The 17,502-nt window shown below is 65.7% G+C and carries 12 protein-coding genes, 1 tRNA gene and 1 riboswitch; of the genes, 5 read left to right on the forward strand and 8 right to left on the reverse strand.

Translation table 11 applies throughout. The features are described 5' to 3' along the window. Positions 1 to 8 precede the first annotated feature (8 nt). Both paaZ and C6Y53_RS17340 read right to left on the reverse strand, forming a co-directional pair. Positions 9 to 2,039: a phenylacetic acid degradation bifunctional protein PaaZ gene (gene paaZ, locus C6Y53_RS17335; protein ID WP_106473581.1), complete on the reverse strand. Its 2,031-nt coding sequence runs from the start codon at positions 2,037 to 2,039 to the stop codon at positions 9 to 11. A 128-nt stretch (positions 2,040 to 2,167) separates the two neighbouring features. Continuing rightward, on the reverse strand, positions 2,168 to 5,608 hold the full coding sequence (locus tag C6Y53_RS17340) for an indolepyruvate ferredoxin oxidoreductase family protein (RefSeq protein WP_106473582.1): 3,441 nt from the start codon (positions 5,606 to 5,608) through the stop codon (positions 2,168 to 2,170). Between the two features lie 151 nt (positions 5,609 to 5,759). Between C6Y53_RS17340 and C6Y53_RS17345 the strand changes: the two genes are divergently transcribed. Next, a complete protein-coding gene (locus C6Y53_RS17345; protein WP_106473583.1) occupies positions 5,760 to 6,221 on the forward strand; it encodes an Lrp/AsnC family transcriptional regulator in 462 nt (153 codons plus the stop codon). A 28-nt stretch (positions 6,222 to 6,249) separates the two neighbouring features. Here the strand turns inward: C6Y53_RS17345 and C6Y53_RS17350 are convergent, their stop codons facing one another. Further along, positions 6,250 to 6,999 (reverse strand): rhomboid family intramembrane serine protease, encoded by a 750-nt coding sequence (locus C6Y53_RS17350; protein ID WP_106473584.1) that lies wholly within the window; start codon positions 6,997 to 6,999, stop codon positions 6,250 to 6,252. Between the two features lie 199 nt (positions 7,000 to 7,198). Further along, positions 7,199 to 10,612 (reverse strand): bifunctional proline dehydrogenase/L-glutamate gamma-semialdehyde dehydrogenase PutA, encoded by a 3,414-nt coding sequence (gene putA, locus C6Y53_RS17355; protein WP_106473585.1) that lies wholly within the window; start codon positions 10,610 to 10,612, stop codon positions 7,199 to 7,201. A 129-nt stretch (positions 10,613 to 10,741) separates the two neighbouring features. Here putA and C6Y53_RS17360 point away from each other — a divergent pair, with 129 nt between their 5' ends. From C6Y53_RS17360 to C6Y53_RS17370, 3 genes are all read left to right on the forward strand, one after another. Further along, entirely contained in the window at positions 10,742 to 11,233 is a 492-nt protein-coding gene (locus C6Y53_RS17360; protein WP_106474173.1) for an Lrp/AsnC family transcriptional regulator, read from the forward strand. Between the two features lie 65 nt (positions 11,234 to 11,298). After that, positions 11,299 to 11,865, forward strand: coding sequence for a tetratricopeptide repeat protein (locus C6Y53_RS17365; protein WP_149615549.1), 567 nt, complete (start codon positions 11,299 to 11,301; stop codon positions 11,863 to 11,865). Between the two features lie 70 nt (positions 11,866 to 11,935). Beyond that, positions 11,936 to 12,020: transfer RNA gene (locus C6Y53_RS17370), tRNA-Leu, on the forward strand. A 64-nt stretch (positions 12,021 to 12,084) separates the two neighbouring features. Here the strand turns inward: C6Y53_RS17370 and nrdF are convergent. From nrdF to nrdH, 4 genes are read right to left on the reverse strand one after another with little or no spacing between them, the layout of a single operon-like run. After that, positions 12,085 to 13,065, reverse strand: coding sequence for a class 1b ribonucleoside-diphosphate reductase subunit beta (gene nrdF, locus C6Y53_RS17375; RefSeq protein WP_106473586.1), 981 nt, complete (start codon positions 13,063 to 13,065; stop codon positions 12,085 to 12,087). Positions 13,066 to 13,072: 7 nt separating this feature from the next. Then, the gene (gene nrdE, locus C6Y53_RS17380) at positions 13,073 to 15,205 is read right to left on the reverse strand and encodes a class 1b ribonucleoside-diphosphate reductase subunit alpha (RefSeq protein ID WP_106473587.1); all 2,133 of its coding nucleotides are present in this window, start codon (positions 15,203 to 15,205) and stop codon (positions 13,073 to 13,075) included. Then, the gene (gene nrdI, locus C6Y53_RS17385) at positions 15,187 to 15,603 is read right to left on the reverse strand and encodes a class Ib ribonucleoside-diphosphate reductase assembly flavoprotein NrdI (protein ID WP_106473588.1); all 417 of its coding nucleotides are present in this window, start codon (positions 15,601 to 15,603) and stop codon (positions 15,187 to 15,189) included. Before nrdI ends, nrdE begins: the two co-directional genes overlap by 19 nt. A 4-nt stretch (positions 15,604 to 15,607) precedes the next feature. Beyond that, the gene (nrdH, locus tag C6Y53_RS17390; protein ID WP_106473589.1) at positions 15,608 to 15,829 is read right to left on the reverse strand and encodes a glutaredoxin-like protein NrdH; all 222 of its coding nucleotides are present in this window, start codon (positions 15,827 to 15,829) and stop codon (positions 15,608 to 15,610) included. Positions 15,830 to 15,925: 96 nt separating this feature from the next. Further along, positions 15,926 to 16,116, reverse strand: a riboswitch (cobalamin riboswitch). Between the two features lie 503 nt (positions 16,117 to 16,619). On the opposite strand from nrdH, the gene C6Y53_RS17395 reads away from it, so the two are divergent. Next, positions 16,620 to 17,483, forward strand: coding sequence for a hypothetical protein (locus C6Y53_RS17395; protein ID WP_106473590.1), 864 nt, complete (start codon positions 16,620 to 16,622; stop codon positions 17,481 to 17,483). The last annotated feature ends 19 nt before the right edge of the window (positions 17,484 to 17,502 follow it).

Genomic DNA, 17,502 nt, shown 5'->3' on the forward strand with positions numbered 1-17,502 from the left:
TCCGATCCTCAATAGGCGTTCATCGTGTGCAGTTCGTATTCGCCGACCTTGTCGCCATCCTGATCGGTCAGGGTGACGTGCCAGCGCACCTCGCCATAGTCAGGGGTGCGGCGGGTCTTTTTCCTGACCGTCAGGCGGACCTTGATCCGCGTACCGGCCGTCACCGGTTTCATGAACCGCAGCCCGTCGAGCCCGGTATTGGCCAGCACCGGGCCTTCGTCTGGTTCCACGAACAGCCCCGCGGCAAAGGACAGCAGCAGGTATCCATGGGCGACCCGGCCCGGAAAGAACGGGTTCCGCGCGGCGGCGTCGTCATCCATGTGGGCATAGAAGGTGTCGCCGGTGAAATGGGCGAAATGCTCGATGTCGTCGAGCGTCACCTGGCGCTCGCCGCTGTGGAAGGTTTCGCCGATCTCCAGTTCGCCGAACCGGCGGGTGAAGGGATGCGCCGGGCCTTCGATCTCGGTCGCGCCGGGCGCCCACTGGTCGGTGATGGCGGTCAGGATGTCGGGGCTGCCCTGGATCGCCGTGCGCTGCATGTAGTGTTTCACGCCGCGAATGCCGCCCATTTCCTCGCCGCCGCCCGCACGGCCGGGGCCGCCATGCACCAGATGCGGCAGCGGCGACCCGTGGCCGGTGGCCTCGGCCATCGAATCCCGGTTGTTGAAATAGAGCCGCCCGTGGAACGCCCCGGCACCCAGCGTGACCCTGCGCGCCACCTCGGGATCTCGGGTTATGACCGACGCGACGAGACTGCCGCCGCCACGGTTCACCAGTGCCATCGCCTGGTCGAGATCGCGATAGCCCATGACGGTGGAAACGGGTCCGAAGGCCTCGGTGTCGTGGACCCGTTCGGCCCGTTCGGGATCGGCGCAGTGAAACAGCATCGGCGGCACGAAGGCGCCCTTTTCGGCATCCGCGCCGGAAACCTCGAACGCCTCCGGATCGCCATGGACCCGTTCGGCTTCGCCCGCGATGATGGCCGCCTTGTCGAGCACGTCGCGTTTCTGTGCGTTCGAGACCAGCGCCCCCATCTGCGTGCCGTCCAGATCCGGCGCCCCGATCACCGTGCCTGCCAGCCGGGCCGAAATCGCCTCGATCACCGGCTGCACATGGGCGTCGGGAACAAGGATGCGGCGGATCGCCGTGCATTTCTGCCCGGCCTTGGTCGTCATTTCGCGGTGGACCTCTTTGACGAAGAGATCGAACTCGGGCGTGCCCGGCGCGGCATCAGGGCCGAGAACCGAGGCGTTCAGGCTGTCCTGTTCGGCGACAAAGCGGATCGAGTTGCGCAGAATATGCGGGGCTGACCGCAGCGCGAACGCGGTGTCCGCCGAGCCGGTGAAGCTGACCACGTCCTGGCAGTCGAGCAGGTCCAGCAGGTTGCCGGTGCCGCCGGTGATCAGCTGCACCGCGCCCTCGGGCAGCAGGCCGCTGTCGATCATCGCCCGCACGCAGAGCTCGGTGACATGGCAGCTGGCGGTTGCGGGTTTGACGATGGCAGGCATCCCCGCCAGCAGCGTGGGCGCCAGTTTCTCCAGCATCCCCCAGACCGGAAAGTTGAACGCGTTGATATGCACGGCAACGCCGCGCAGCGGGGTATGGACATGCTGGCCGAGGAAACGGCCCGTTCGGCCGAGCCGTTCGACGTCGCCGTCCACATAGACATGGCCGTCCGGCATCTCGCGCCGCCCCTTCGACGCAAAGGCGAACAGGGTGCCGATCCCGCCGTCGATGTCGATCCGGCTGTCGGCCAGCGTCGCGCCGGTGCGATAGGACAGCCGGTAGAGCGCGTCCTTGTGGCCGTCGAGATGCAGCGCCACCGCCTTCAGCATCCGCGCCCGTTCGTGGAAGGTCATGGCGCGCAGCGCGGCCCCGCCTTTCCCGCGGGCGAAATCCCGCATCCCGGCCACGTCCAGCGCGTCGTTGCCCGCGGTCGCGAACACCTCGCCTGTGACCGCGTCGGCGATGGTGCGGGCGCCCGATCCGGGCGCGATCCATTCGCCATGGGCATAGCTGCTGATGTGCTGCAGGGTCATGTCCTGTCCTCCTCAGGCCGTTCGGGCGGTTTTGGCACGGTCCGGTCATCCCGCAAGGGTGTCCGGGATCCACTGACCAATGAATAGGCGGGCCGGCCCAGCACGGAAAGGCGAAACATTAGTCCATTTCAGGCCGCATAGGCGGCCATCGCGCGGGCGATCCCGGCGCGGGTTCCGGCGATGGCCGCGTCCTTGACCGGGCCATAGCCGCGGATTTCCATCACCATGGCGGCGATCCGTGCCGCCTCGGCCCGGTTTGCGGCCGTCAGTCCGGCCACCAGCCGGTCGAGAAGCTCGCGGTATTCGCCGATCAGGGCCCGTTCGGTGCGGCGTTCTGCGGCATATCCGAACGGGTCGAAGGCTGTTCCGCGCAGCCGCTTCATGCGCGCCAGCAGCGACATCGCACCAGCGATCCACGGCCCGAAACTGCGTTTGCGCGGCCGTCCGCGCGCATCGACGGCGGCGGGCAGGAAAGGCGGAGCGAGGTGGTGGCGGATGACGAAATCGCCTTCGAACCGCTCCGCGAGGCTCTCGCGGAACCCGGTCTGCATATGCAGCCGCGCCACCTCGTATTCGTCCTTGTAGGCCATCAGCTTGAACAGCCCTCTGGCGGCGGCCTCGGTCAGCGCGCCGGGGGCGCCCGCGACGCGGGTTTCCGCCGCCTGCACCCCGGCCAGCGTGTCGCGGTATTCCTGCGCGTAGGCGTCATCCTGATATTCGGCCAGGAACGCGGCGCGGCGGTCGATCTTTTCGTCGAGCGTCTGCACCGGGCTGACCGGCAGTTGCGCGATGCGTTCCACGGCATCGGGAGCATGGGCGGCGACGCGGCCCCAGGCAAAGGCGTCCTTGTTCAGCTCCGGCTTGACCCCGTTCAGCTCGATGGCCCGCATCAGCGCCTCAAGACCCAGCGGCACCAGCCCGGCCTGCCACGCAGCCCCCAGCATCATCACGTTGGCGAACACGCTGTCGCCCACCAGCGCCTCGGCCAGCGCATTGGCGTCGAGCGTCTTCAGCGCGGCCGCATCAACCGCCTTGCCGATCTCGGCCAGGCGGGTTTCGGCCCTCAGATCGGCGTCGCGGTTCTGCACCAGGTCGCCGGTCGGCATCACGGCGGTGTTGACCACCGCGCGGGTGACGCCGGCGCGATAGGTGAGGCTTGCCTTGGGCGACGAGCTGACCACCAGATCGCAGCCGATCAGCGCATCGGCGGAACTGGGTTCGATCCGGGCCTGGTTCACCCCGGCCTCGGTTTCCGACATGCGGATATAGCTCAGAACCGGCCCGAATTTCTGGGCAAACCCCATGAAATCCAGAACGCTTGCGCCTTTCTGCTCCAGGTTGGCGGCCATCGCGATCAGCTGGCCGACGGTGACGACACCGGTGCCGCCGACGCCGGTCACCAGGATATCCCAGGGGGTGTCGAGCCCGGGCAGGGCCGGGTCGGGCAGGCTGGCCCGCAGGGTGTCGAGCGCGACCCGGTTTTCGGACGCGCCCGGTTTTTTCAGGCTGGCGCCCTCGACGGTCACGAAGCTGGGGCAGAACCCGTTCAGGCAGGTGAAATCCTTGTTGCAGGAATTCAGGTTGATGCGGCGTTTCCGCCCGAACTCGGTTTCCAATGGCTCGACGCTCAGGCAGTTCGATTCCACCGAGCAATCGCCGCAGCCTTCGCAGACCAGCGGATTGATGACGGCGAATTTCTTTGGATCCTCCATCCTGCCACGCTTGCGCAGGCGGCGCTTCTCGGTTGCGCAGGTCTGCTGATAGATCAGCACGGTGGTGCCGGGAATGTCGCGCAGCTCGCGCTGGATGGGGTCCATGTCGCGGCGGTGTTCGATACGGACGCCCGGCGGAAAATCGGCCTTGTCGAACTGTTCGGGCCGGTCGGAGACGACCACCACCTGTTTCGCACCTTCCGAAACCAGCGTATTGGCGATGGCCGGCACGCTGATCGGGCCGTCCACGACCTGCCCGCCGGTCATGGCGACGGCATCGTTGAACAGGATCTTGTAGGTGATGTTGGTGCCGGCGGCGATGGCCTGCCGCACCGCCAGGATGCCCGAATGGTAATAGGTGCCTTCGCCGAGATTCTGGAAGATGTGCCTGTTGCCGTTGAATTTCGACCGCGACACCCAGTTGACCCCTTCGCCGCCCATCTGGATCAGCGAGGTGGTATTGCGGTTCATCCAGCTGGCCATGAAATGACAGCCGATCCCGGCCATGGCCTCGCTGCCCTCGGGCACTTTGGTTGACGTGTTATGCGGACAGCCCGAACAGAAATACGGGGTGCGGGTGGCCCCGGCGACGGTGATGGGCCGGGACGGCGGGATGATCGCGGCGGCCTTGTCCGACAGGTGCAGCCCGGGGAAATTCAGGTCCAGCCGGGCGGCGATGATCCGCGCCAGCATCACGGCGCCCAGTTCATGCGTCCAGGGCACCAGCCGTTCGCCATGTTCGTCGCGCTTGCCGACCATGCGTTCGGGCTTGTGGCCGGGAAAGTCGTAGAAATATTCCTTGAGCTGGCTTTCGATGATGCCGCGCTTTTCCTCGATGACCAGGAGTTCCTGCTTGTTGCTGGCAAATTTCAGCGCGCCGACATCCTCCAGCGGCCAGACCATGCCGACCTTGTAGATGTCGATGCCCAGGTCGGCGGCGGTTGCCCGGTCGATGCCCAGCAGCCGCAGCGCCTCGAGCACGTCGAGATGGGATTTGCCGGTGGTCACGATGCCGAACTGCGCGTCATCATGGCCCCATTCCACCCGGTCGATCGGGTTGGCGCGGGCAAAGGCCAGCACCGCGTTCTTCTTGGCCTCCATCCGTTCCTCGATCTGCGGGCCGGGCAGGTCGGGCCAGCGGTAATGCAGCCCGTCGGCGGGGGGTGTGAAATCGGGGGCGACGAAATCGCGGTCGGGCGGCAGGTCGAAGGACATGCCCGATTCCACCGTTTCCGAGATCGCCTTGAACCCGACCCACATGCCCGAGAACCGCGACAGCGCATAGCCCCATTCGGCGAAGGGCAGGAACTCGGCCACGTTGGCGGGGTTGAGCGTGGGCATGAAGAAATTCATGAACGCCACGTCGGATTGATGCGGCATCGAGGACGAGACGCAGCCGTGATCGTCGCCCGCGACCACCAGGACCCCGCCGGTGGGCGATGACCCGTAGGCATTGCCGTGTTTCAGCGCATCCGACGCGCGGTCGACACCGGGCCCCTTGCCATACCACAGCCCGAACACCGCCGCGCAGATCTTGTCGGGATCGGTCTCGACCTGCTGGGTGCCGATCATCTGGGTCGCGCCGAATTCTTCGTTGACGGCGGGCAGGAACTCGATCCCGGCCTCTTCGACGATGGCGCGGTGCCGCTCGATTTCGAGGTCGATCCCGCCCACCGGCGATCCGCGATAGCCCGATACATAGCCGCGCGTGTCCAGGCCGCGGTCGCGGTCGCGCCGCGCCTGGTCCAGCGCGATGCGCACGATCGCCTGTGTCCCGGTCAGGAACACCCGGCCCTGCCGGCGCGTGTAACGGTCGAGCAGGTCGTAATCTCTCAGAACAGGGGTCTGATCCGTCATGCCGGTCCTCCTGGGGTCGCGCCTGGGCGAGTTCCGAACGCTGATCTGGGAGAATAGTAGCATAATGCTGAGCCAGTCTCTTCAATCCGCGACGGGGCTCGCCTAGAGTTGAAATGAATGTTTCATATTGGGGTGAGAGGTGAACGAGCGCATGACGATATCCGGTCTGGACCAGAGAATCCTGTCAGTCCTGCAGCGGGATGCCTCCAGAAGCGTCGCGGACCTGGCCGAGGCGGTCGGAACCTCTGCCGCCACCTGCTGGCGAAGGATCCGCGGGCTCGAGGATCGCGGCATTCTCGGACCGCAGGTGAGGCTGGTCGATCCGGCCGCCGTGGGCCGTTCGATGGACGTGTTCTGCCAGGTGCGGATGAAATCGCAGGATGCCCGGTCGCGGCAGGATTTCCAGCGGTCGATGGAACAGGAACCGACCATCGTCGAGGTCTACAAGATCTCGGGCGAATGGGATTACCTGCTGCACCTGCTGGTGCGGGACATGGCCGATCTCGAGGCGATCCTGATGAAACATGTGCTGGAACATGAGGCGGTCGCCGGCACTTCGACCATCTTTGCCATGCGGCGGGTAAAGCACACCACCGAAGTGCCCGTGGGGTGATGCGGCGGGGTGATGCGGGGGCGGTGTCCTATCTCCGGGACCGGGGTACTCGGGGGATACGGGTCGTGGCGATGCGATAGCGGTGTTCGGCATGCGGGGGGTGCCCGTGGGTGCGGTTCCAGAATGCCGCGCCGCCCCGGCGCAGCCACAGCGGCAGGGTCAGTATCAGCCCCACGGCAAATCCCCCGGCATGGGCCCAGTAGGCCACGCCGCCCGCATCGGGATCGGTGCCGATGCCGCCCATCACCTGCAGGCCCAGCCAGACGCCCAGCATCACCCAGGACGGGACCGGGATGATGCGGATCAGGATCACCAGGAAGATGAAGATATCGACGCGGGCACGCGGGAACAGCAGCATGTAGCCGCCCATGACGCCCGCGATCGCGCCCGAGGCGCCCACGGTCGGCACCATCGAACCGGGCCCGGCGGCCACATGGATCAGCCCGGCCCCCAGCCCGCAGGCGAGATAGAAGAGCAGGAAGGGTCCGTGGCCCATCTCGTCCTCGAGGTTGTCGCCGAAGATCCACAGGAACAGCATGTTGCCCGCCAGATGCAGGAACCCGCCATGCAGGAAGGTCGAGGTGATCAGCGTATAGGCGCCGTCGCCCTGCGCCACCCGCGCCGGGATCAGCGCCCAGTCGAACATGAGGCGGCTGAAATAGTGCGGATCGTCCATGATCCCGAAATAGGACAGGAACACGAGGATATTCGTGGCCATCAGCGCGTAGACGACGACGGGCGTGCGTCCTGACGGGTTATGATCGCGGATCGGCAGCATCTGGCGACAGGCTGGGCCGGATGCGGCGCGGGGTCAAGGGCGGCGCACCCGGACCGGCCGCCGGAGCGAGGGGCCAGCCCCTCGCGCTCCCCGGAGTTTATCGGGCAAGATGAAGCAGGGACGGTGGTCTGTCGTCCCGGCCGATGGGCGTTGGTGATGCCCGTGGTTCATTATCAGGGCAGAGGCCGCGATGCGCTGCTCAGGCCGCGCCGCCCAGCAGTGCCGCGTTGCCGCCGGCGGCGGTGGTGTCGATGCACAGATGCCGTTCGCCCATCACCCGGGCCGGATCGGGTTTGCCGGGGATCAGCGGCAGGATCGGTCCGGTGCGCGTGGCCAGGGCCTGTTCGATGGCGCGCCCGCGATCGGCGTCGCCCCACCAGAGAACCCCCGCGATCCCGTCGAACCCGGTGAGTTCATCCGGCGCGATCTCGCCATCGGGGCAGAGTGCGACGCCGCCCGCCAATTGCACCGCCGCGGCCTGCGCGCGCACGGTTTGCGGGCCGGGACCGAGGCAGAGCAGCGGCGCGCGCGGGGTCACGGTCATGCGGTTCGATTCGCCGGTGGGGCCGGGCAGGGACCGGGTTTCGGGCGGCGCCGGCGTGCCGGCGGGCTCCGGCCGGCCGGTTGCGGGGCCGGTCCAGCCGTCCACCGCCGCCTGCCGGTCGGGGGCGCAGAACCGCGCCATGTAATGCGGGCCGCCCGCCTTGGGGCCGGTGCCCGACAGGCCTTCGCCGCCGAAGGGCTGGCTGCCGACGATGGCGCCGATCTGGTTGCGGTTCACATAGAGGTTGCCCGCATGCACCCGGTCGGTCACATGCTGCACCCGGTCGTCGATGCGCGTGTGCAGCCCGAAGGTGAGCCCGTAGCCGGTGGCGTTGATGTCGTCGATCACCCGGTCCAGATCGGCGGATCCGAACCGGACCACATGCAGGACCGGGCCGAAGATTTCCCGCTCCAGCGCCGCGATCCCGGGCAGTTCGATCAGCGTTGGCGCGATGAAGGTGCCGCTGGCGGGCGCGCGCAATTCCTTGAGCACCCGGTTTTCGGCCCGAGCCGCATCCACATGCGCCGCGATGCCCGCGCGGGCGTCGTCGTCGATGACGGGGCCGCAATCGGTGGCCAGGTCCCACGGGTCGCCCATATGCAGCGCGTCCATCGCGCCCCCGAGCATGGCCAGAAGATCGTCGGCGATATCCTCCTGCACATAGAGGCAGCGCAGCGCCGAGCAGCGTTGGCCCGCCGACTGGAACGCGCTTTCGACGATCGACTGCACCGCCTGTTCCGGCAGCGCGGTCGAATCGACGATCATCGCATTCAGCCCGCCGGTTTCGGCCACCAGCGGCGCGCCGGGGGCGAGGTGTTCGGCCATCGCGGCGCGGATCTTCAGCGCGGTTTCGGTCGAGCCGGTGAAGGCCACGCCGCCGACGCGGTAATCCGAGGTCAGCGCCGCGCCGACCACGCCGCCGCCGGGCAGCAGTTGCAGCGCGGTGCGCGGCACGCCGGCGCGATGCAGCAGCGACACCGCCAGCGATGCGATCAGCGGCGTCTGTTCCGCCGGTTTTGCCAGCACCGCGTTGCCGGTGGCCAGCGCAGCGGCAATCTGGCCGGTGAAGATCGCCAGCGGAAAGTTCCACGGGCTGATGCAGGTGAACAGCCCGGCCGGATCCGCGTCGGGAATTCGGGCGGCGTAGTAGCGCAGGAAATCCACCGCCTCGCGCAGTTCGGCGACGGCGTCGGGCAGGCTCTTGCCGGCCTCGCGGGCGAGCAGGGCGAAGATCTCGCCGAAGCTGTCCTCGTAGAGATCGGCGGCCCGGTTCAGCGCGGCGCCGCGATCGGCGGCGCTGTCACCCCAGGGTCGCGCGGCGGCCAAAGCGGTTTCGATATCCGTGGCCGAGGTGGGTGCGACCGCGCCGGGGCTGTCGGCCGCATTGGCCGGGTTGGCGACGGTTTCTTCGGGGGCGGGGGTTGCCTTTCGCGCCAGCAGCGGCGCGGCCTGCCAGCGATGATCCCGAAACGGCGCGCGGGCCGCCTCGATCACGGCCAGGGTCGGCGCGTGGGCCAGGTCGAAGCCGCGTGAATTGGGCCGTTCCGGCGCGAACATGGCGGTGCCGGCGGGAATGGCCGGGGCATCGGCGCGGATCGTTTCGAACGGGTCCGCCGCAACGGTTTCGGCGGGCACGTTTTCGTCGACGATCTGGTTGACGAAGGACGAATTGGCGCCGTTTTCCAGCAGCCGCCGGACCAGGTAGGCCAGCAGGTCGCGATGGGCGCCCACCGGGGCATAGATGCGGCAGCGGGTGTTTTCGCGGTCCCTGACGATCCGGTGCAGGCTTTCGCCCATGCCGTGCAGGCGCTGGAATTCGTAGGGCTGTTCGCCCGCCATGTGCAGGATCGCGGCGACCGTATGCGCGTTGTGGGTGGCGAATTGCGGATAGATCCGGTCGGTCATGCCCAGCAGTTTGCGGGCATTGGCAATGTAGGAGATGTCGGTCGCGGGCTTGCGCGTAAAGACCGGAAAGCCGTCCATGCCCGCGACCTGCGCCCGCTTGATTTCGGTATCCCAGTAGGCGCCCTTGACCAGCCGTATCATGATCCTGCGGTCATGGCGGTTGGCCATCGCATGAAGTTCGTCGATCACGATGCCCGCGCGGGGGCCATAGGCCTGCACCACGATGCCGAACCCGTCCCAGCCGGCCAGCGCCGGTTCGCCCATCACGGCGTCGATCACCTCGAGCGACAGTGCCAGCCGGTCCGCTTCCTCGGCGTCGACATTCAGCCCCATGCGTGCCGATTTCGCCAGCAGCGCCAGCGACCGCAGGCGCGGCACCAGATCCGACATCACCCGGTCGCGCTGGGCGACTTCGTAGCGCGGGTAAAGCGCCGAGAGCTTGACCGAGATGCCCGGATTGACGCGGATGTCGTTCGATGTGCAGGCCGCCGCGATGGCGGTGATGGCGCGGGAATAGGCCAGGTGATAGCGCGCCGCGTCGGCCTCGGTCCGCGCCGCTTCGCCCAGCATGTCGTAGGAATAGGTATAGCCCTTGGCCTCCATGCCGGCGGCGCGCGTCATCGCCGCCGTTATGTCTTCGCCCAACACGAACTGGCGGCCCATTTCCTTCATCGCGCGGCCCACGGCGGTGCGGATCACCGGTTCGCCCAGCCGCTTGATCGCGCCGCGCAGGTGGCCGACCGGGCCGGGCGCGTCATCGGCCAGCACCTTGCCGGTCAGCATCAGCGCCCAGGTCGAGGCATTGACCAGCGACGAGGTGGAATGGCCCAGGTGGCGGCCCCAGTCGGACGGGGCGATCTTGTCCTCGATCAGCGCGTCTATGGTGTCGGCATCGGGCACCCGCAGCAGCGCCTCGGCCAGGCACATCAGCGCCACGCCCTCATCGGTGGACAGGCCGTATTCGGCCAGGAACACCTCCATCAGGCCCGGGGCGGTCTGGTCGCGGATGGCGCGCACGAGATCCGCGCCGGCGGTGCAGATCGCGGCCCGGTCCCGGGCCGACAGGCCGGCCTGCGCGATCAGGTCCGCGATCACCCGGTCTTCGTCGGCATAGGTGCCGGCATCGATGCGAAAACGCAGGGGCAGGGCGGTGTCTGCGGTCATGGCGAACCTCGTGATCTGGCGATTGAATCGGGGCAGGTGTTTCGGGCAGTATATCGCGAAGAGATCGGGACAACGGCCCGAATTTCGCGTTACCGCAATTCAATGGGGCAGGGATATCGGCATATGACGATGCAAATGGACGGCAGGGACATGGACGAGTTCGACCGCGCGATCGTCAGGGTGCTGTCCGAGGAAGGCCGGATATCCATCGCCGATCTCGCCCGCCGGATCGGGCTGTCGAAATCCCCCACGCAGGCGCGGCTGCGGCGGCTGGAGACGAGCGGCATCATCACCGGCTACCGGGCTCTGGTCGATCCGATCCGGCTGGGGCTGGATCACGTCGCCTTTGTCGAGGTGCGGCTGCGCGATACCAGCGAAAAGGCGCTGGCGGGTTTCAATGCCGCGGTGGCCCGGATCGGCGAGATCGAGCAGGCGCATCTGATCGCCGGCAATTTCGATTACCTGATGAAGGTCCGGACACGGTCGATGAACGCCTATCGCCGGGTGCTGGCCGAAAAGATCTCGACCCTGCCGCATGTGGCGTCGACCTCGACCTATGTGGCGATGCAGGCGATCAAGGAAGAGGGCGCGCTGGGCCCGCCCGACGACTGGGGCGGATAGCTGCGGGCGAGGGGCCGCGCAACAATGTGATTTGACCCGGCGCGCCGATGCCGCAGCATGGGACCATGCGCCGGATCGTTTTCATGCTGGGTCTGGCCGCCGCCGGGTTTTCCGGCGCGGCCGCGGCGGGCTGTCCGCCCGCGCCCGATCACGGCGCGGCGCTGGCCGGGTTGCTGGAGCAGGCGCGGCGCGCCGGGACCGAGGCCGAGGCGCAACGGCTGGTTCCCGACATGTGGGCGCTGTGGGCGGATGCCCCCGACGATCACGCGCAGGCGTTGCTGGAGCGCGGCATGACCAACCGGTCGGGTTACAATTTCCTCGGCGCCTTGCAGGCGTTCGATGCGCTGATCGCCTATTGCCCGGACTATGCCGAAGGCTACAACCAGCGCGCCTTCGTCAACTACCTGCGGCAGGATTTTTCCCGTGCGCTGCCGGACCTGGACCGGGCCGTCGCCCTGTCGCCCGATCACGTCGCCGCCATTGCCGGGCGGGCGCTGACGCTGCTGGCGCTGGGCCGGACCGGTGCGGCGCGACGGGACCTGGACCGCGCGCTGGCGCTGAACCCCTGGCTGCCGGAGCGCCGCCTGGTCGCCCCGGGCGGGCCACTGGCGCCCGAGGAACACGATATCTGATCACATGCGGATGATTGCGCCTGGCCGCGCGGGCGGCTAGACCCGTCTTGCCCGGTCCCGGCCGGGCGGCGCGGGCGTGGTGGAACGGTAGACACAAGCGACTTAAAATCGCTAGGGCTTGGCCCGTGCGGGTTCGACTCCCGCCGCCCGCACCATGCCCTGTCGAGACCCGTATCCGGCCCGTTGAGGGTGGTTCCTGTCGCCGGCCCGATGGGCCGATCAGAAATCCCAATCGTCGTCTTCCGTCGCCACTGCCTTGCCGATGACATAGGACGACCCCGAACCGGAGAAGAAATCGTGGTTCTCGTCCGCGTTGGGGGACAGGGCGGACATGATCGCGGGGTTTACCTGGCAGGTTTCATCGGGAAACAGCGCCTCGAAGCCCAGATTCTGCAACGCCTTGTTGGCATTGTAGTGCAGGAAATGTTTCACATCCTCGGTCAGCCCGAGCGGGTCATAGAGGCTCTCGGTGTAGCGGCTTTCGATCTCGTAGAGGTCGAACAACAGCGCAAAGGCAAAGTCCTTGATCTCCTGCCGCTCGCTTTCGGGCAGGGTTTCCAGCCCGCGCTGGAACTTGTAGCCGATATAATAGCCATGCACCGCCTCGTCGCGGATGATCAGCCGGATCAGGTCGGCGGTGTTGGTCAGCCTCGCCCGGCTCGACCAGTGCATCGGCAGATAGAAACCCGAATAGAACAGGAAGCTTTCGAGGAACACGCTGGCGACCTTTTTCCGCAGCGGGTGCCCGGTTGCATCGTATTCGTCCAGGATCAGCCGCGATTTGGCCTGCAGGTGTTCGTTTTCCGACGACCAGCGAAAGGCCTCGTCCACATCCGCCGTCTGGCAGAGGGTCGAAAACACCGACGAATAGCTGCGGGCATGCACCGCTTCCATGAAGGCGATGTTGGTCAGCACAGCTTCTTCATGCGGCGTGATCGCGTCCTCCAACAGTGCCGGCGCGCCCACGGTGTTCTGGATCGTGTCCAGCAGGGTCAGCCCGGTGAACACGCGGATCGTCAGCGTCTGTTCCCCGGCGGTCAGTTGCGACCAGCTCTGGATGTCGTTGGACAGCGGCACCTTTTCCGGCAGCCAGAAATTCACCGTCAGGCGGTTCCAGATCTCGAGATCCTTGTCGTCCTGAAGCCGGTTCCAGTTGATGGCGGCGGGGACGGGGCGGGTCGGTTGGGTCAGGTCTTTCATGGCAGCCTCACAGGGAACACGAAACACAGCCCTGCACCTCGGTTCCCTCGAGGGCGAGCTGGCGCAGGCGGATGTAGTAGATGGTCTTGATGCCCTTTTTCCACGCATGGATCTGGGCCCGGTTGATGTCGCGGGTGGTGGCGGTGTCCTTGAAGAACAGGGTCAGCGACAGGCCCTGGTCCACATGCCGGGTGGCGGCGGCATAGGTGTCGATGATCGCCTCGGGACCGATTTCATAGGCGTCGCGGTAATAGTCGAGATTGTCGTTGGTCATGTAGGGCGCGGGGTAGTAGACCCGGCCGATCTTGCCTTCCTTGCGGATCTCGATCCGTGACGTGATCGGGTGGATCGAACTGGTCGAGTTGTTGATATAGCTGATCGACCCGGTGGGCGGCACCGCCTGGAGGTTGCGGTTGAACAACCCGTCCCGCATCACCGCCGCTTTCAGCGCGGCCCAGTCCTCGCGTCCCGGCACCGCGATGCCGGCCTCGTCGAACAGTGCCCGGACCCGGTCGGTTTCGGGCTGCCAGTCGACATCCGCATAGGCGTCGAAAAACGACCCGTTGGCATATTTCGACCGCTCGAAGCCGCTGAAGGTTTCGCCCTTTTCCCGCGCCAGCGCGTTCGATGCCCGCAGGCAGTGATACAGCACCGTGCAGAAATAGATATTGGTGAAATCCAGTGCCTCGGCGCTGCCGTAGTGGATGTGTTCGCGGGCGAGATAGCCGTGCAGGTTCATCTGGCCCAGTCCGATCGCATGGCTTTCGTCATTGCCCTTGCGGATCGACGGCACGCTGTCGATCGCGCTCATCTCGGAGACCGCGCTGAGGGCGCGGATCGCGGTTTCCACGGTCTGCCCCAGGTCGCCGCCATCCATGCTGCGGGCGATGTTCAGGCTGCCCAGGTTGCAGGAAATGTCGGTGCCCATATGGGCATAGCTGAGATCGTCGTTGAACTCGGACGCTTCGTTCACCTGCAGGATTTCCGAACACAGGTTCGACATGGTGATGCGTCCGTCGATCGGGTTGGCGCGGTTCACCGTGTCCTCGAACATCACATAGGGATAGCCGCTCTCGAACTGGATCTCGGCGATGGTCTGAAAGAACTGCCGCGCGCCCACCTTGGATTTGTGGATGCGCGGGTCGTCCACCATCTCGTGATATTTCTCGGTCACCGAGATGTCGGAAAAGGCGCAGCCATAGACCTTTTCCACGTCATGGGGCGAAAACAGGTACATGTCCTCGTTCCGCTTGGCCAGCTCGAAGGTGATGTCGGGGATCACCACGCCCAGGCTGAGCGTCTTGATGCGGATCTTCTCGTCCGCGTTCTCGCGTTTGGTGTCGAGGAACCGCATGATGTCGGGATGGTGCGCGTTCAGATAGACCGCGCCGGCGCCCTGGCGCGCGCCCAGCTGGTTGGCATAGCTGAAACTGTCCTCGAGCAGCTTCATCACCGGGATGATGCCCGAGGACTGGTTGGCGATGCCCTTGATGGCGGCGCCGTGTTCGCGAATGTTGGTCAGCATCAGGGCGACGCCGCCGCCGCGCTTGGACAGTTGCAGCGCCGAGTTGATGCCGCGCCCGATGCTCTCCATGTTGTCCTCGAGCCGCAGCAGGAAACACGACACCAGTTCCCCGCGCGCCTTTTTGCCGGCGTTGAGGAAGGTCGGCGTGGCGGGCTGGAACCGGCCCTCGACGATCTCGGTCATCAGCTGCATGGCCAGCGTTTCATCGCCGCGCGCCAGCGTCAGCGCCACCATCACGACCCGGTCCTCGTAGCGTTCGAGATACCGCTGCCCGTCGCGGGTCTTGAGCGTGTAGGAGGTGTAGTATTTGAACGCGCCGAGAAAGGTCGGAAACCGGAACTTCAGCGCAAAGGCGGCCTCCCATATCCGGTGCAGGAACGCCCGGTCATAGCGGGCCAGGACCTCGGGCTCGTAATATCCCTCGTCGACGAGATAGCCGAGCTTCTCGTCCAGCGAATGGAAGAACACGGTGTTCTGGTTCACATGCTGCAGGAAATACTGCCGCGCCGCCATGCGGTCGGCGTCGAACTGGATCCGGCCGTCCTTGTCATAGAGGTTCAGCATCGCGTTGAGCGCGTGGTAATCGAGATCGCTGGTCAGCTGGGCATCAAGCATTCGGTCCCCCGGAATTTGTCGAGCCCGGCGCGCACGCGGGCGATATCGGTGTCGAACCCGGCCAACTCGAAGCGATACAGGACCGGGACGTTGCATTTTCGGGCGATCACATCGCCCGCGAGCGCGAAAGTCGCGCCGAAATTGCGGTTGCCGCTGGCGATGACGCCTCGCAGCAGGCGCCGCCGGGCCGGGTCGTTCAGCAGGCGGATCACCTGCCTGGGCACCGCGCCCCGACCCTGGCCATCGGCATAGGTCGGGCAGACCAGCACGAATGGCCGGGCGATGTGGGGCAGGGGGTTGCCGCTGCGGACCGGGATGCGGCTCGCCGGCAGGCCCAGCTTTTCGATGAACCGCCGCGTGTTGCCCGATCCGCTCGAGAAAAAGACCAGATCGGCCATGGGCTCAGGACAGGCGGCCGATCATGTCGGGGCGGAACCCGGCCCAGTGGTCGTCGCCCGCCATGACCACCGGGGCCTGCCGGTACCCCAGCCCCTGCACCAGTTCCATCGCCGCCGGATCCTGGGTCAGGTCGACGATCTCGTAACTCACGCCACGGGCATCCAGGGCGCGGGTGGTTGCGGTGCACTGCACGCAGGCCGGTTTCGAATAGACGGTGATGGTCATTGCCTGTCCCTTTTCTCTTGTTGTGGCAGGGGGCATGGACCACGACACCGGCGCCGCGGCGACCGATATGCGCGCCCGGGCCCACCGCCCGTGGTCGTCATCACTCTCGCCCTGGCAGGTCTCCTGACTTCACGGCTATGACGCGTCGGCCCCCTTCCCGGTGCTGCGCACCAGTGGTTTCGGACCTCGGCTCGCCGCTTACAGTTGCGGGGGCAGTACCGGATTTACACCGGTTTCCCTTTTCACCCATGTGGTTGGTCATGGGCACCAAAGCTACACCATATAGATGTCGTGCCGCGAGATCTGTCAATATCGTGTTGTTCTTTTCCCGAACTCTTTTTTGATCGCTCACGGGGCTGGCGCATGAAAGGCCCCAACCAGAGAAGCGCTCAACGTATGCCGAATACCGGAAACGCCGACCCTGGTTGAATACGAGAGCAGAACAGAATTTGAGTATTCGGAGGCAAAATGCCAGTGGCTGAACTCTGCAGGGGGATCGTTTGGGATGGAGGCGAGTACCGGAATCGAACCGGTGTACACGGATTTGCAATCCGAAAAATTTTGCTGATTTCAAAGGGAAAAATTGTAAACGTGCTTGTTTCGTTCAGGGTCACTTTTCAATAGGTTACGAGGCCCAAGTAAACGGTTTTTCACCGGCTCTTGCTCTGACGAAAAGGCAAAGAAAAACCGCTGAGGGGGCCGCCACCCACCTCAACGGCATAGAAAAATATTTCCGCCCCGATACCTACGGCATTTCCGGTCTGACCTCAACCCAATTGGCGGTGAGATCATGAGCTGGCGCATCGCAAATGAATGCGCCGAGCGCCGCTTTGGCAGCGCCGCGCGCAAGCAGATCATCATGTTCCTAGCCGACAAAGCGAGCGATGACGGCTCTGGCATCTGGTGTTCCAAGGGGACGATCCAGCGCCACACAGAGCTCAGCGAGAGCACGGTCAAGCGCACCATCATCGACTTCCTGCGCGAAGGCATTCTGATTGAGACAGGGCGGCGGCAGTGCAAGAACGGTTACACCGTCATTTACCGGATTGCGTTGGAGCGCGTGGCCGCGCTCGAACCCACGGCTGAGCCCGACATTGAGACGGGGGTCACTGTGAACCCCGTCCAGCCTGAACCCGGTACGGGGTCCACGGTGAACGGGGTACGGGGTTCACGGTGGACCCCAAACCATCCTAAAACCATCCATAAACCACCTACGCGCAAGCGCGAGGCGGCGGAGGAGGTTGAAGATCTTGAATCTGAGAAGATCTTGGCGGCCTATCCCGAGGATAGGATCCGAGACCGGCGGACCAGTCTGCGCCTGATCGCAGCGGCTGTGAAAGCCGGTGTGGAGCTCGATGACCTGCTTCAGGCGGTCAAAGCCTATGCGAAGGAAAGCGAGGGCTACACGCGCAGCAAGGTCTGCTTCTCAGACAACTGGTTCAAGATGCGGCGTTGGGAGAAGGGGCTTGCCCAGGTACAGGCGGACCGAGAGAAGGCGCGAGCGGCCGAAGCCAAGGGCCGTGCGAGCCTCGCCGAGTGGATCCACGAGCGCCATCCCTTGTGTCGCCACATCACCAACCGGCAGATCGAGGATTTGATCGCTTCAAAGTTGGTGACGCCTGAACAGGTTCGCGCTGCGGGGTTGCAGGTCTGAGAATGCGTTTCTTGCTATT

It is taken from the genome of Pukyongiella litopenaei (genome assembly GCF_003008555.2).
Lineage (GTDB): Bacteria > Pseudomonadota > Alphaproteobacteria > Rhodobacterales > Rhodobacteraceae > Pukyongiella > Pukyongiella litopenaei.

Bases quoted from the DNA above. Each gene is read 5' to 3' on its own strand.
- C6Y53_RS17395 (WP_106473590.1), top strand. From the start codon at position 16,620: ATGAGCTGGCGCATCGCAAATGAATGCGCCGAGCGCCGCTTTGGCAGC.
- C6Y53_RS17360 (WP_106474173.1), top strand. From the start codon at position 10,742: ATGCAAATGGACGGCAGGGACATGGACGAGTTCGACCGCGCGATCGTC.
- nrdF (WP_106473586.1), bottom strand. From the start codon at position 13,065: ATGAAAGACCTGACCCAACCGACCCGCCCCGTCCCCGCCGCCATCAAC.
- C6Y53_RS17365 (WP_149615549.1), top strand. From the start codon at position 11,299: ATGCGCCGGATCGTTTTCATGCTGGGTCTGGCCGCCGCCGGGTTTTCC.
- paaZ (WP_106473581.1), bottom strand. From the start codon at position 2,039: ATGACCCTGCAGCACATCAGCAGCTATGCCCATGGCGAATGGATCGCG.
- C6Y53_RS17345 (WP_106473583.1), top strand. From the start codon at position 5,760: ATGACGATATCCGGTCTGGACCAGAGAATCCTGTCAGTCCTGCAGCGG.
- nrdH (WP_106473589.1), bottom strand. From the start codon at position 15,829: ATGACCATCACCGTCTATTCGAAACCGGCCTGCGTGCAGTGCACCGCA.
- nrdI (WP_106473588.1), bottom strand. From the start codon at position 15,603: ATGGCCGATCTGGTCTTTTTCTCGAGCGGATCGGGCAACACGCGGCGG.
- C6Y53_RS17350 (WP_106473584.1), bottom strand. From the start codon at position 6,999: ATGCTGCCGATCCGCGATCATAACCCGTCAGGACGCACGCCCGTCGTC.
- putA (WP_106473585.1), bottom strand. From the start codon at position 10,612: ATGACCGCAGACACCGCCCTGCCCCTGCGTTTTCGCATCGATGCCGGC.
- C6Y53_RS17340 (WP_106473582.1), bottom strand. From the start codon at position 5,608: ATGACGGATCAGACCCCTGTTCTGAGAGATTACGACCTGCTCGACCGT.
- nrdE (WP_106473587.1), bottom strand. From the start codon at position 15,205: ATGCTTGATGCCCAGCTGACCAGCGATCTCGATTACCACGCGCTCAAC.